This window comes from Pseudomonas sp. S150 (genome assembly GCF_004526365.1).
Taxonomy (GTDB): Bacteria; Pseudomonadota; Gammaproteobacteria; order Pseudomonadales; family Pseudomonadaceae; genus Aquipseudomonas; species Aquipseudomonas putida_A.
This window is the reverse complement of record NZ_CP038207.1, coordinates 3,819,693-3,834,125: the sequence shown is the minus strand read 5'-3', so window position 1 is coordinate 3,834,125 and position 14,433 is coordinate 3,819,693. Positions and strand designations below refer to the sequence as shown.

At 58.6% G+C, this 14,433-nt stretch carries 11 protein-coding genes; 6 read left to right on the top strand and 5 right to left on the bottom strand.

Annotated elements, in window-relative coordinates:
* The first annotated feature begins 1 nt into the window (after position 1).
* Positions 2 to 982, top strand: a complete 981-nt coding sequence (locus E3Z29_RS17495; protein ID WP_027612753.1) for an HlyD family secretion protein — start codon at positions 2 to 4, stop codon at positions 980 to 982.
* A gap of 58 nt (positions 983 to 1,040) precedes the next feature.
* Here E3Z29_RS17495 and E3Z29_RS17490 read toward each other — a convergent pair whose 3' ends face one another.
* The 3 genes from E3Z29_RS17490 to mexE are packed head-to-tail and all read right to left on the bottom strand — an operon-like array spanning position 1,041 to position 6,919.
* Positions 1,041 to 2,462, bottom strand: coding sequence for an efflux transporter outer membrane subunit (locus tag E3Z29_RS17490; RefSeq protein WP_134786463.1), 1,422 nt, complete (start codon positions 2,460 to 2,462; stop codon positions 1,041 to 1,043).
* The gene (locus E3Z29_RS17485; RefSeq protein ID WP_098964106.1) at positions 2,462 to 5,650 is read right to left on the bottom strand and encodes an efflux RND transporter permease subunit; all 3,189 of its coding nucleotides are present in this window, start codon (positions 5,648 to 5,650) and stop codon (positions 2,462 to 2,464) included. Before E3Z29_RS17485 ends, E3Z29_RS17490 begins: the two co-directional genes overlap by 1 nt.
* A 15-nt stretch (positions 5,651 to 5,665) precedes the next feature.
* On the bottom strand, positions 5,666 to 6,919 hold the full coding sequence (gene mexE / locus E3Z29_RS17480) for a multidrug efflux RND transporter periplasmic adaptor subunit MexE (RefSeq protein WP_098964105.1): 1,254 nt from the start codon (positions 6,917 to 6,919) through the stop codon (positions 5,666 to 5,668).
* Between the two features lie 266 nt (positions 6,920 to 7,185).
* On the opposite strand from mexE, the gene E3Z29_RS17475 reads away from it, so the two are divergent.
* Positions 7,186 to 8,517 (top strand): DUF1173 family protein, encoded by a 1,332-nt coding sequence (locus tag E3Z29_RS17475; protein ID WP_134786462.1) that lies wholly within the window; start codon positions 7,186 to 7,188, stop codon positions 8,515 to 8,517.
* An 89-nt stretch (positions 8,518 to 8,606) separates the two neighbouring features.
* On the opposite strand, the gene argP is transcribed toward E3Z29_RS17475, so the two are convergent.
* A complete protein-coding gene (gene argP, locus E3Z29_RS17470; RefSeq protein WP_134786461.1) occupies positions 8,607 to 9,533 on the bottom strand; it encodes an HTH-type transcriptional regulator ArgP in 927 nt (308 codons plus the stop codon).
* Positions 9,534 to 9,764: 231 nt separating this feature from the next.
* Here argP and E3Z29_RS17465 point away from each other — a divergent pair, with 231 nt between their 5' ends.
* The 3 genes from E3Z29_RS17465 (at position 9,765) to E3Z29_RS17455 (ending at position 11,728) form a co-directional block, all read left to right on the top strand.
* On the top strand, positions 9,765 to 10,043 hold the full coding sequence (locus tag E3Z29_RS17465; RefSeq protein WP_134786460.1) for a hypothetical protein: 279 nt from the start codon (positions 9,765 to 9,767) through the stop codon (positions 10,041 to 10,043).
* 42 nt (positions 10,044 to 10,085) lie between these two features.
* Entirely contained in the window at positions 10,086 to 10,358 is a 273-nt protein-coding gene (locus E3Z29_RS17460) for a hypothetical protein (RefSeq protein ID WP_098964101.1), read from the top strand.
* A gap of 191 nt (positions 10,359 to 10,549) precedes the next feature.
* A complete protein-coding gene (locus E3Z29_RS17455) occupies positions 10,550 to 11,728 on the top strand; it encodes a sugar transporter (RefSeq protein WP_134786459.1) in 1,179 nt (392 codons plus the stop codon).
* Between the two features lie 52 nt (positions 11,729 to 11,780).
* On the opposite strand, the gene E3Z29_RS17450 is transcribed toward E3Z29_RS17455, so the two are convergent.
* Positions 11,781 to 12,710, bottom strand: a complete 930-nt coding sequence (locus E3Z29_RS17450; protein ID WP_007963542.1) for a LysR family transcriptional regulator — start codon at positions 12,708 to 12,710, stop codon at positions 11,781 to 11,783.
* Positions 12,711 to 12,979: 269 nt separating this feature from the next.
* Between E3Z29_RS17450 and E3Z29_RS17445 the strand changes: the two genes are divergently transcribed.
* Positions 12,980 to 14,002 carry a zinc-dependent alcohol dehydrogenase family protein gene (locus tag E3Z29_RS17445; protein ID WP_027612770.1) on the top strand — a complete coding sequence of 341 codons (1,023 nt, stop codon included), beginning with the start codon at positions 12,980 to 12,982 and terminating at the stop codon, positions 14,000 to 14,002.
* The last annotated feature ends 431 nt before the right edge of the window (positions 14,003 to 14,433 follow it).

Sequence of the window (14,433 nt, the reverse complement as noted above, 5' to 3'; positions counted from 1 at the left end):
CTTGAAAGTGTTACTCGCTCGAACAACGACATTAGCGGTGGTGTTGCTGGCCATCGTGCTTGGCTGGTTTGCCTGGGAGCATTACACCCGTGCGCCTTGGACGCGGGATGCGCGGGTGAGGGCGGATGTGGTGACGCTATCAGCCGATGTTTCCGGGCGTATCGTCAGCCTCGTGGTGCAGGACAACCAGCATGTCGACAAGGGGCAATTGCTCATGGAGATCGATCCGGCGCGCTACAGCCTGGCAGTCGAGCATGCGCGGCGTTCGGTCGAGGTGGCGAAGGCGACGCTGGGGCAATCACAGGCATCCATCGTCGCCAGTGAAGCGCTGCTCAAACAACGCCAGAGCGAAGAGCGGCGCCGGCGTACGCTCAAGCAGGGTTTTGCAATTTCCGGGGAAGAATGGGAGAAGTCCAATACCGATGTGGCGGTGGCTCAGGCTGATCTGTTGCGCAATCAGGCCAATCTCGGGCTGGCCGAGGCCAATGTGCAATTGGCGATTGCTGCACTGACTCAGGCGGAACTGGACTTGCAGCGTACTCGTGTCGAATCGCCGGTCAGCGGTTACGTCACTAATCTGCTGACCCGACAGGGTGATTACGCGGTTGCGGGTGGTGCACTGCTGGCACTGGTCGACAGCGATTCGTTCTACGTCAGCGGTTACTTTGAAGAGACCAAATTGCCGCGAATCGAGGAGGGGGACCGCGTGCGCGTGCAGTTGATGAGCGGAGAAACCTTTGGTGGCACGGTCCAGAGCATCGCCTTTGCCATCGCCGACCGGGAAAACGCCACGGGTGGCCGACTGTTGGCCAATATCAATCCGAGTTACACCTGGGTGAAGCTGGCGCAGCGGGTGCCGGTGCGCATCGGCATTGATGGTGACTATGCCGGCAAGAATCGATTAAGGGCCGGTACGACAGCCACTGTCACTGTTCTGGAAGCGCAAAACCATCAGGCGAAAAAAAGCCCCGCGACCGAATGATACGCGGGGCAAAAAAATTGGTTGGTTGCGGCCAACCAAAGGAGCTCTTTAACAACTATTACTTACTGGCGACGGTTTCCGGCTGCCAGCCACCACCCAAGGCCTTGTAGATCGCGACGATGCCGCGATACAGATCAACTTCGGCCTGTGCCTGGCTGTCTTCGGCATTCAGGCGTTCGCGCTGAGCATCGAGCAGCACGAGGAAGTCGGTGGTGCCTTCGCGGTAGCGGATTTCCGCCAGATCGGCAGCCTTGCGGCTCGATTCACTCTGACGAATCAGCGAGATCAGCCGTTGCTGACGCTTGCCGTAATCGCTGAAGGCGTTTTCCGATTCTTCCAGCGCCAGCAGCACTTGTTGCTCGTAGGTGGCGAGTGCGCCTTCGGCGTCGGCATCGGCGCCGCGCAGACGAGCGCGCACGCTGCCCAGATCGAACGCCGCCCAGGTGATGCTCGGGCCGAGTGCCCAGGCGTTGGCCGCCGAGGAGCCGATCTGCGAACCACGCCCGGCCGTCCAGCCGAGGAACCCGCTGAGGCTGACCCGTGGAAACAGATCAGCCTTCGCCACACCGATTCGCGCGGTGGCTGAGGCCAGTTTGCGTTCGGCGCTGAGGATGTCCGGCCGGCGTTGCAGCAGTTCACCCGGATCGCCGATCGGCAGGGCCTTGGCAATCGCCGGCAAGTCTTTCGGGCTCAGATCCACGGTCAGTTTGTCGGGACGTTCACCCAACAGAGTGGCGATGCGGTTTTTCTGCCGAACCTGTTCCGCCTGCAATTGCGGCACGCTGGCTTCGACCGAGGCCAGACGCGCATCGGCACGTTCGACGTCGAGCTGATCGCCCACGCCGGCGTCACGCAGGCTGATGGTGATCTTGCGCGACTCCTGCTGGTTCTCCAGGTTGGCCACGGCGATCTTCTCGCGCAATTGCGCACCGCGCAGTTGACCGTAGGCGTCCACCAGTTCGGCAATCATGGTGACTTGCAGTTGGTACAGATCGGCTTCGGCCGCCTGCTGGTCGGCGTCGCTGGCTTCCAGATTGCGCTGGATACGCCCGAACAGGTCGAGTTCCAAGGCCATGTCCAGCCCCAGGTCGTAGCGTTCGCTGTTGACCCGTTTGGTGGTCTGGCCGGGGATTTGCCCCTTGGCCAGATCACTGCTCGCGCGGCTGGTGATGGTCGGCATCGCATCGTTGCTGACGTCGTCGCGGATCGCCCGGGCGGCTTTCCAGCGGGCGAACGCCACGCGCAGTTCACGGTTGCCTTGCAGCGATTGCGTCACCAACTGGTTGAGGGTCGGGTCGTCGAATTGCTGCCACCAGATGCCTTCGAATTTCGAACGGTCAAAGTTCTTCTGACCGGCAGCGCCGTCGGTGGCGGTCGTGATATTGGCCGCCTCCGTGGCTGGGGTCTTGTAGTCGGGGCCGACGGCGCAGGCGCTCAATGCCAGCACCAGCAGACTCGGCAGGAAGACTTTCAGACTCATTATTGCGCCTCCAGTGGCTTTTGAAGAGCTTGTGCCTTGGCCGCTTTGCGGGCTTCGCCGCGCTCGACGAAATTACGGATCAATACGTAGAACACTGGCGTCAGCAACAGACCGAAGAAGGTCACCCCGAGCATCCCGGAGAACACCGCTACACCCATGGCGTGACGCATCTCGGCACCGGCACCGCTGGAGAACACCAGTGGCACCACACCCATGATGAACGCGAAGGAGGTCATCAGGATCGGCCGCAGACGCAGACGGCAGGCTTCCAGTACCGCAGCCAGCGGATCGAGACCTTCCAGCTGTTTATCCTTGGCGAATTCGACGATCAGAATCGCGTTCTTGCACGCCAGACCCACCAGTACGATCAGGCCGATCTGGGTGAAGATGTTGTTGTCGCCGCCGGAGACAATCACCCCGGTGATGGCAGACAGCAGGGTCATCGGTACGATCAGGATCACCGCCAGTGGCAGGCTCCAGCTTTCGTACTGCGCCGCGAGCACCAGGAACGCCAGCAATACGCAGAGCGGGAACACGAACAGCGCGGTGTTGCCGGACAGAATCTGCTGGTAGGTCAGGTCGGTCCACTCGTAGGTCATGCCGTTCGGCAATTCATCCTTGAGCAGTTTCTCGATGGCTTTTTCGGCCTGGCCGGAGCTGTAGCCGGGGGCTGCCGCACCGTTGATTTCCGCAGTGATGAAGCCGTTGTAGTGCATCACGCGATCCGGACCCGAGGTGTCGCTGACCTTGATGAAGGTCGCCAGCGGGATCATTTCGCCCTTGTTGTTGCGCACTTTCAGTTGACCGATCTGGTCGGATTCGAGGCGGAACTGTTGCTCAGCCTGAACGTTGACCTGATAGGTGCGTCCGAAACGGTTGAAGTCGTTGGCATACAGCGAACCCAGGTAAATCTGCAGGGTGTCGAAGATGTCGCTGACGGCCACGCCGTGGGTCTTGGCTTTTTCGCGGTCGATGGCAGCATCGACCTGGGGTACGTTCACGGTGTAGCTGGTGAACAGCCCCGCAAGCTCAGGCACGCTGTGGCTCTTGGTGATGATGTTCATCGTCTCTTTGTACAGCTCGTCGTAGCCCAGGTTGCCCCGGTCTTCGATTTGCAGACGGAAACCGCCAATGGTGCCCAGACCTTGTACCGGCGGAGGCGGGAAGATCGCCATGTACGCTTCCTGAATGTTCGCGTACTGACCGTTCAAGGCCCCGGCGATGGCACCGGCGGACATGCTCGGGTCTTTACGCTCGTCGAACGGTTTCAGGGTCACGAACACGATGCCGGCGTTCGGGCTGTTGGTGAAGCCGTTGATCGACAGGCCCGGGAACGCTACGGCGCTTTCCACGCCCGGCTGTTTCAGCGCCAGGTCGGACATGCGCTTGATCACGTCTTCGGTGCGATCCAGGCTCGCGGCGTCCGGCAGTTGCGCGAAGGCCACCAGGTATTGCTTGTCCTGGCCAGGTACGAAACCGGTCGGTGTGCTGGAGAATCCGAAGAACGTCAGCACCATCAGGCCTGCATACAACAGCAGGGCGATGCCGCTGCCACGGATGACCCGGCGCACAGTACCGACGTAACCGTGACTGGCCTTTTCAAAGAAGCGGTTGAACGGACGGAACAACCAGCCACCAAAGATCTTGTCGAGCACTTTGGAGAAGCGGTCTTTCGGCGCGTCATGACTTTTCAGCAACACAGCGGCCAGCGCTGGCGACAGGGTCAGCGAGTTGAACGCGGAGATCACGGTCGAGATCGCAATGGTCAACGCAAACTGCTTGTAGAACTGCCCGGTGAGGCCGGAGATGAATGCCGCCGGAACGAACACCGCACACAGCACCAGCGCGGTTGCGATGATCGGGCCGGTCACTTCACGCATCGCTCGCTTGGTCGCTTCGACCGGGGTCAGTCCGAGCTCGATGTTCCGTTCGACGTTCTCCACCACCACGATGGCGTCGTCCACCACGATCCCGATCGCCAGTACCAGGCCGAACAGCGACAGGGCGTTGAGCGAGAAACCGAACAGGTGCATGACTGCAAACGTACCGATCAACGATACCGGCACCGCCACCAATGGAATGATCGAGGCGCGCCAGGTCTGCAGGAACAGGATCACCACCAGCACCACGAGGATCAGCGCTTCGAAGAGGGTGTGAACCACCGCCTCGATCGAGCCGCGTACGAAGATCGTCGGGTCATAGACGATGCTGTAGTCCATGCCTTGCGGGAAGCCTTTCTTCAACTCTTCCATCTTGCCGCGAACTTCGTTCGAGATATCGATGGCGTTGGAGCCTGGACGCTGGAAGATCGGGATCGCTACAGCGGGCTGGTTATTCAGCAGCGAACGCAGGGCGTACTGGCTGGAACCCAGCTCGACGCGCGCGATGTCCTTCAGACGAGTGATTTCACCGTTATCGCCTGCGCGAATGATGATGTTCTCGAACTCTTCTTCAGTGACCAGACGGCCCTGAGTGTTGACCGACAGCTGGAAGCTCTGGGCATTCGGGGCAGGGGGCGCACCGAGTTGACCGGCAGCGACCTGACGGTTCTGTTCACGAATTGCGGTCACCACGTCGGTGGCGGTCAGGTTGCGCGAAGCAGTCTTGTTCGGATCGAGCCAGACCCGCAGCGAGTAGTCGCCCATACCGAACAGCTGCACGTCACCGACACCACCCAGGCGCGCCAGCTCATCCTTGATGTTGAGGATCGCGTAGTTGGACAGGTAGAGCATGTCGTAGCGTTTGTCCGGCGAGGTCAAGTGCACAACCATGGTCAGGTCGGGCGAGGCTTTGTCGACGGTGATACCGATGCGCGTCACTTCTTCGGGAAGTTTCGGCTCGGTCCGGGTCACCCGGTTCTGCACCTGCACCTGCGCGTTGTCCAGGTCGGTGCCCAGAGCGAAGGTGATGGTCAGGGTGATCTTGCCGTCGGCGGTGGACTGCGAGGACATGTACAGCATGTTCTCGACGCCGGTGATGGCTTGCTCCAGCGGAGCGGCCACGGTTTCACCGATGACTTTGGGGTTGGCGCCCGGGAAGTTGGCACGCACCACCACGGTCGGTGGCACGACTTCCGGGTATTCGCTGATCGGCAGCTGGAACAGCGAGATCGCACCGGCGATCAGGATCAACAGCGAGAGCACCGCTGCGAAGATCGGCCGTGAAATGAAGAATTGGGAAAAATTCATCGGAGTTGTCGTCCCTTAACCGCGTGGGGTCGTAGCGGCCAGCTTCACAGCCGTACCCTGTGCACCTTTGGCGGGTGCGACTTTGGGCAGGTTGCTGGCTTCCAGCGCTTGACGTTGTTGAGCCAGAGCGGCAATGGTCTGCTCGCTGGCCATCGGGATCACTTCAGGGGTCACCGGCGAACCCGGACGTACCCGCTGCAGACCCTTGACGATGATCGTGTCGTCCTTGTTCAGACCGCTGCGCACAATGCGCAGGCCTTCGATCTTCGGCCCCAGTTCGACGGCGCGGTAAGCGGTCTTGTTGTCCGCATCCATCACCAGCACGAACTTCTTGCCCAGATCGGTACCGACCGCTTCGTCGTTGATCAGCATGGCGTTGTAGGTGCCGCTGCCGACCAGTTTCAAGCGTGCGTACAGGCCCGGGGTGTAGGTGCCGTCGCTGTTGTCGAACACCGCACGACCACGGATGGTGCCGGTTTTCGGGTTGACCTGGTTGTCGACGAAGTTCATCTGACCGAGGTGCGGATTGCCGTCCTCGTTGGACAGACCCATGTACACCGGGGTGGTGGCGCCACGTTGGCCGTTGCGGGCGAGTTGGGTGTATTTGAGGAACACACGCTCGTCGGCGTCGAAGTAGGCGTAGACCTTGTCGGTGGAAACCACGCTAGTCAGCGGGGTGGTGTCGGCAGTCACCAGGTTACCGGCGGTGATCTCGGCACGGCTGACGCGACCGCTGATGGGCGCGGTGACGCGGGTGAAGCTCAGGTTCAACTTGGCCAGATCCAGTTGCGCCTGCAGGGCGCCGACGGCGGCGCGGGCTTCCTGGGCGGCGCTGGTGCGAGAGTCGGCCAGTTCAGCGGAGATCGCGTTGCTCGCACGCAGACGTTCGCCACGCCCGGCTTCGTTTTCACTGCGAGTGGCATTGGCGCGGGCCTGGGCTACCAGGGCTTCGAGGCGGCGCACCTCAGCCTGGAAAGGACGCGGATCGATCTGGAACAGCAGGTCGCCTTTCTTGACCAGCGCACCTTCGGTGAACGCCACCTCGTCGATCTGGCCAGAGACCCGAGGACGAATTTCAACAGTTTCCGGCGCTTCGAGGCGCCCGGTGAATTCGTCCCACTCGTTGACCGGTTGTTCCAGCACCTTGGCCACGCTGACTTTAGCAGCGGGCATAGTGGCGGCAGTCTCCGGAGTCTTGCCGCAAGCGCTCATCACCAGCACGGCCAGCATGGCCAAGGGGAAGCGCAAATGTTTGAGTGACTGTTCCATGGAATCATCCGCCAATGTATTGAAGATGGGCGGATGATGCTCGGCGGGCTGTGATGGCACGAATCGAATGAAGCAAAGGTAACTATCATTCGGAATGATATAAGACCGATTCGAGCCCTCTAGCATGCACCTTTCGTTAGGGGGCTATCAATCTTTTCAAATGATATTCAGTGTTGCGGCATGTGCAAGAGTCGGTTGTGGCAATCGGGTGCGTCTCGCTCGTCGCGTGCAAGAGGCTGTGGATTGCCGCTTGAAAGGGGCTTGCTGTGCGTGACTGTAATTCTGGCAATCAAGTCCGTAAGCTCTACTTCGACATCCGTGCAATCTATGCATTACAAGAAAGGGAAGACATGTTTGAGACGTACAGTATTCAGTTGCCTGGCGCGAAGTATCCCTGTTCAAAGGACTACCAGACACTTCCGGCGAACGCCGAAAAATGGCAGCGGCTTCTGAAAAACGCACATGGTAAATCGGCCACTTGTTTATGTCTTGGCAACGGTCAAAAAGCATTGAATATCCGCCACCTCAAGGCTTTGAAGCGTTACGTGCTTGCCAGGTCTGCCAATTCAGGGCATGAACACGCGACGGATTGTCGATTTTTCAGTGAGGCCGAGTATCGGACGGGGTTGGGGTCATACGTTGAAGGGGTTGTTCAGGAGGGTAACGAAGACGACGTATCTGTCCGTCTCTCCCAAGCGATTCAGCTCAGGAAGAAGAACGATGACGCCGACCCCAAAGTTGACCTCCCATTCGATTCTCGTAAACCCGGGCGAACTCAGCGTGCAATGAGTCTCCTCGGTTTACTACATCTCCTGTGGACGCGTAGTGGCCTGAATACTTGGTTTCCAAAAATGGAAGGCAAGCGGGATGACTCCATTCTTCAATGGTTACTCGAGCGGACCGCCGAGAATATCAAAACCCATCGTATGACACTGGATCGCGTGCTGTTGAGTCCTGCAAAACATGGTTCGCGTAACCGTGAAGTCTTGGATAGGGCCAAAACCCACCAATACCGTTTGATTGCTGTGGGCGTGCTCCAGCCATTTTCCGGCGGTGTCGATGACACATTGGATGACCTGCAGTCACTGCCACTGATGAGCAGCGCCGGCATACCGACCATGTGGCTTAAAGGGAAGCCCTGGGCGGATGCGCGGCTTAGTTTTGCCCGCGAGCTCAACGCCTGGAAGTCTGGAGCAAAGACCGTTGCCATCGCGTTCTTGAGCCTTCGGGATAAGAGCAGATATTACGATGTTCTAGAAGTAGCGCTGATGCGCGTGAGCGAAATGCTAATCCCTTTGGACTCAGGTCTTGAAGGTAAAGTTGAAGCAATGTTGCGCGAACAAAAGCGTAAATTTTCCAAGCCGTTGCGTTTTGACGCTGATGACAAAACTATCCCGGACTTCTGGTTGAACGACCTGGACGACGAGTTCCCAATGGAAGTGTTCGGGATGAACACAACAGAGTACGTGCTACGCAAAAATACGAAGATCTCTCACTATCAGACTGAGTATGCACAACGCTTGGGGTGGTGGTACTGGGATGCCTGTAACAACTCCGATGTGACGAGCATACCGCCACTGCCGCCAGCTACACGGTAGCTTCATCGAGTTAATCCAGCCTGACCCGGTTTACCGTTTTGGGGCAGTTGGGAACAGTGGTATTTGATCTGGACCTGTAGCGATACCAGTCACTTTCTCGACATGGTGGAGCGTTTGACCGGCACTTTGCTACTCAGAATACGTCGCGCAGCATGTACCGCGCGCTCGGAGAGCATTTCCATGCGCGGCGATTGCAACTCCCAGGCGTGCCAATAAAGCTCTACATCGGTGAAGTGATTCGGCGCGACATCCACCAGTTCCCGACTTTTCAGCAAATCGCTGACCTGCATGTGCGGCACCATTCCATAACCCAGTCCACGGCGTATGGCTTTGAGGCGTGCCTCCGGAAGTGACAGGTAGTGCGTGGGATAAGCGTCTGCGGTAAGACCGAAACGCGACTGCATGAAATCCGACTGCAAGGTGTCCTTGCGCGAATAGGCGAATACCGGCGCCTTACGTGCAGTCGCGCGAGTCAGGCCCTTGGCAAACCAGCGCTGCTGAAACGCGGGCGATGCGACCAACTGATAGCGCATCGACCCCAGCAACTCGGCAAAACATCCCCGCATAGGCTGTGAACGCGTGCCGATGCAGCCAATAACCTGACCACTTTCCAGCAAGGCATAGGTGTGATCCTGATCGTCGACCACAACGTCGAGCAAAATATTCTCGCTGACGAAGATCTCGGCCAGTGCCGGAAAGAACCAGGTCGCCAGCGTGTCGCCATTGACCGCAATCACCACGCGCAGGTGATCCTGTTCATCGCCGCTCAGCTCGTTGAGCAGTTCCTCTTCAAGCACGGTTGCACGGCGCAGATAGAGCATCAGTTTTCTACCCGCCAGCGTCGGCTCGCACGGGCGCCCGCGCACCACAACCGAGCTGCCCAGACGCACTTCAAGGGCGTGTATGCGTTGCGACACCGCCGACGGCGTCACGTTTAGCCGTTCCGCAGCCTTCTCGAAACTGCCGCTGTCGACCACAGCGAGGAACGCCTGCATCTGTTTTGCGTCGAGTTGCATGGCTGTCGCTCTGGATAAGTATTTCTAATCTTTGCTGAAAGATACTGCGTTTTTCTTCACTTAAACATATGGCTGCTCAATCATTGCTCTGCGGTGACAGTGAGCGGCTTCAACCTGCACAACACACTGCACCGGGTGTCATCCGAACTTTCGCATGACAGCAATGAGGCTTGATTCAAAGAGAAGGGTGGGCGTGATGAGCAATCAAATATCCAGCGTCCGATACTGGCCATGAAACTCAATATGATCATCGCTGTGAGCGCAATTGCATTGGTCGGCAACTATGTCTGGCAGTCCCATGACCTGAAACTCGGTCCCTACGAGTACCAGGTCTCGGCAAAGACACTGCAGTCCCGACACACGCACTCCGAGGCCCGTCGGATGGCCCTTGATGGCGCCGAGAAAAAATGTGCATCGCTCGGCAAGCAGATCGACGTGTTTGACGTGCAATCGCGCCTGCCGCTCGATCCTGCGAATGAAGTAACCAATGTGACATTCGTCTGCAAGTAAGCAGCCCTTAATCAATCGGCGGTACACACTATGAAATTATTGATGATTGCGTTGTTTGCGACGCTGTTGAGCGCCTGTGTGACATCTGTGCAGGACTGGTCCAGGCCCGGCGCCAGTGCTGCTGATATCCAGCACGATAAAGCTGAATGCCAGTATCAGGCCAAGGCCGCGACCGCCAGCTACCATTCAACCCCGGCAGCGAACGATAAAACCCACGGCATGGGCAGCGCCGTGGGTGACGGGATTGTCATAGCGGAGAAACAGATCGACCTGACCAATGACTGCATGCGCGTCAAAGGTTACTCGGGCCAGTGAACAAGGCAGATTGATTGATCAAGACCTCGTATGCTCTACCGCATTGGACCCGATCAGTGTGGCTTGACCCTCTGATGGTGCGTCCCCTGAACGTCGACACATTCGGCAATCGGTATCAAGACACCGACAGATGGGCACAGATCGCTTGCGTACAATTACGCGCGATCATCAAAGAGTAATACGACGTTTAAATGAGTGATTCTACGGCGACAAACAACGGCAACTGGTACGCAGTCATTGCCTTGGCACTGGCTGCGTTCGTGTTCAACACCACCGAGTTCGTCCCGGTCGGTCTGTTGAGTTCGATCGGCAGCAGCTTCGACATGTCGACTGCGCAGGTCGGCCTCATGTTGACCATCTATGCGTGGGTGGTGTCTTTGACGTCGCTGCCGATCATGCTGCTGACGCGCAACGTCGAGCGGCGGAAATTGCTGATTGTGCTGTTCGGGATGTTTATCGCCAGTCACATTCTGTCGAGTCTGGCGACCAGCTTCGGTGTACTGCTGGTGAGCCGGATCGGTGTGGCGTTGTCGCATGCGTTGTTCTGGTCGATCACCGCGTCTCTGGCCGTGCGCCTGGCACCACCGGGCAAACAGGTTCAGGCCTTGGGCTTGCTGGCAACCGGTACTTCGCTGGCGATGGTGCTGGGGATTCCCCTCGGCCGCTTGCTGGGCGAGGCCATGGGCTGGCGCACCACGTTCATCGTGATTGCAGGCTTTGCCGCGGCGCTGGTGTTCTGCCTGGCGAAGGTACTGCCGCTGCTGCCCAGCCAGAACTCAGGCTCGCTCAAGAGCCTGCCGATATTGCTGAAGCGACCTGCGCTGGTGGCCGTCTATGTTCTGACGGCTCTGGTGGTGACGGCACAGTTCACCGCTTACAGCTACATCGAACCGTTCGTACTGACCGTGGCCAACATGAGCGGCGACGTGGTGACGCTGCTGCTGTTGCTATTCGGCGGTGCCGGTATCTTCGGCTCGCTGCTGTTCAGCTACCTGCACAGCTATAACCCCCAGCGCTTTCTGATCATCTGCGTATCGGTGCTCGCCTTGTGCCTGGCTTTGCTGTTGCCGTTGAGCGGCAACGTCTCCTACCTCGGCGTGCTGAGTGTGTTCTGGGGTATGGCGATCATGGGCTTCGGTCTGGCGTTGCAGTCAAAAGTCCTGGTGCTGGCGCCGGACGCCACCGACGTGGCGATGGCGCTGTTTTCAGGCATCTACAACATCGGTATCGGCGGCGGGGCACTGGTGGGCAGTTGGGTGGGCAGTCAGTTTGGTTTTGCTTACATCGGCGTGGTGGGGGGGATGCTGGCGGCTTCGGCGCTGGCGTTTTACTGTTTGTCGATTTATCGACTCGCCCGGTCCGGGGCCTGAGCTCGCGGACTTCCGTTCGCCGCCGGGCGCATTTCATTTCGAGGTTGCCTGCTCAATGCGCAGGCAACTCGAGACTGTCCGGGTCGCCAAAAAACATCTGAATCCGCGACCGCAACCAACGCTCCCCCGGATCGTTATCCTGCGACCCACGCCACGCCATATGCAGTTCGAACGTGCGCGTCGGCAACGGTGGATCCTCCGCCCGCACACCGCCGGCAGCCGTCAGTGCATCCGCGGTGTAGTCCGGCACGGTCGCAACAATGTCAGTGCCAGCGAGCAACGTACTCAAACCATTGAACTGCGGCACGGCCAGCACCACGTGGCGCTTGCGCCCGAGTTTCTCCAGCTCTTCATCAATAAAGCCACTGAGGTCACCGGCGAACGACACCAGTGCATGCGGACGCGCGCAGTAGTCATCCAGACTAAGCGGGCCGGGCACGGTGTCGGCGCGCAGCAGTTTCGGCTGGCTGCGGCGCAGCACCTTGCGCTTGGCGTTGGCCGGCAGGTCGGTGGTGTAGCTGACGCCGATGGAGATTTCGCCGGAGGCCAGCAGGCCCGGCATCAATATGTAGTTGACTCGGCGCACGACGAGGACGATGCCCGGTGCTTCGGCGCGCAGGCGTTTGAGCAGCATCGGCAGCAGGGCGAATTCGACGTCGTCGGACAGGCCGATGCGAAATACCGAAGTGCTGGTGGCGGGGTCGAATTCCGCCGCGCGGCTGACAGCCGTTGAAATCGAGTCGAGCGCCGGGGAGAGCAGGGCGAAGATTTCCACCGCGCGGGCGGACGGTTCCATGCTGCGTCCGGTGCGCACGAACAACGGGTCATCGAACAGGCTGCGCAGGCGCGAGAGCGCCGCACTGATCGCCGGCTGGCCGAGAAACAGCTTCTCGGCGGCGCGGGTCACGCTGCGTTCGTGCATCAGTGTTTCGAATACGATCAACAGGTTCAGGTCGACACGACGCAGGTCATTACGATTCATCTGGAGTCCTGGCAGAGTCATCAAGCTTGACGAGAGCGACCATATGAGAACAATGGCCGGCATGAATATTACGGGGAAAGGCTGGTACTCTGCACCGCTAAATTCAGCTTTACCGGGCCGGTGGCGGCATTTTTTCATCAATTTTGCCAATGCCGTTCATACTGCGGAATCAATGACAGGCATGTCGACTATTAATAGCCACTGATAGTCTTGGGTCAAAAGCCCAGATAGAGTTCAGGGCATTAGAGGTTACTTTGACGAGGTTTGCGATGTCCCGCACGATCCGTTTTCACAAGTTTGGTCCGGCCGAGGTGCTCAAATGCGAAGAGCATGCGGCCGCTCAGCCAGGTCCTGGCGAAGTGCAGGTGCGTGTCGAGGCGATCGGCATCAGCTGGTACGACATTCTCTGGCGTCAGAACCTGGCCTCGTCCCAGGCACGCCTGCCGTCCGGTCTCGGCCATGAAATGGCCGGTGTGGTCACCGCCGTCGGTGACGGTGTGGACGATCTGTCGGTCGGCGACAAGGTGGCCAGTTTCCCGGCCGAAAGCCCGAACGATTACCCGGTATATGGCGAGCAGATCGTGCTGCCACGTACCGCGCTGACCCGTTATCCGGATGTGCTCAGCCCGGTTGAGGCCAGCGTGCATTACACGCCGTTGTTGATCGCCTATTTTGCCTATGCGGATCTGGCGCGGGTCAAACCAGGGCAGTTTGCTCTGGTCACTGACGCCAGCCATTGCGCCGGTCCGTCCTTTGTCCAGTTGGGCAAGGCCATGGGCGTGCGGGTGATTGCCGCGACAAAAACCGCTGATGAGCGTGAATACCTGCTGTCGCTGGGTGCCGAGAAAGTCATCGTCACCGAGGAAGAAGACTTGTTGATGCGAATCAACAAGATCACCGACAACCGTGGCGTCGATGTGGTGTTCGACGGTCTTGGCGGCCCGCAGATGTCGTTGCTCGGTGATGTCCTCGCACCGCGTGGCAGCCTGGTCCTGTATGGTCTTCAGGGTGGCAACCAGACACCATTTCCGGCCTGTGCGGCGTTCCAGAAAAACATCCAGTTCTTTGTGCACTGCATCGGTAATTTCACCGGTAAACCCGAGTTGGGCATTGTTCAGGATCAAGTCGCCTTGCAACGTGCCCTGCGTGATATCAATCAGCTGACGGCCGACCGTGTGCTGCTGCCGCTCAAGACCCGGGTCTTCCCGTTCAACGAGTTCGTCGAAGCACATCGCTACATGGACGAATGCCCATGCCGCGAACGGGTCGCCCTGCAGGTCGAACCCGCGTAACGCCCTCCGAACAGAGTCCGTGGCCCCACGGACTCTTGCGTTTTTACCTCTCGCAAATAATCAGACAGACCAAGCATGGTGCGTGGCCGGTTGTGCATCTGAACCGGTTTTTGTCTGCCATCTGTATCTTCTATTCGCCATATAAGCCCTGATAATTGAATGATTACTTTCATCTCAAGGAATGAGCCATGTCTGTGCATTCTGTTTTTCATTTTGCGTTTAACGTTTCCCCTCATGGGCGATATAGCGGTTTTTGTTTAATGACTGTAGGGCATTTCCTATTGTTGTTCTGCTTTTGTTGTACTCAATGTTCGTGGGACGCTGTAAGAAGTTTCCTCAGATATTTTCTGATCAGAAAAAACTCAATGCTGACGGGGGTTTACGTTGTCTGAGGCGGTGGGGTTGCTGACTTCATTGCGTCAAGTGTTTCA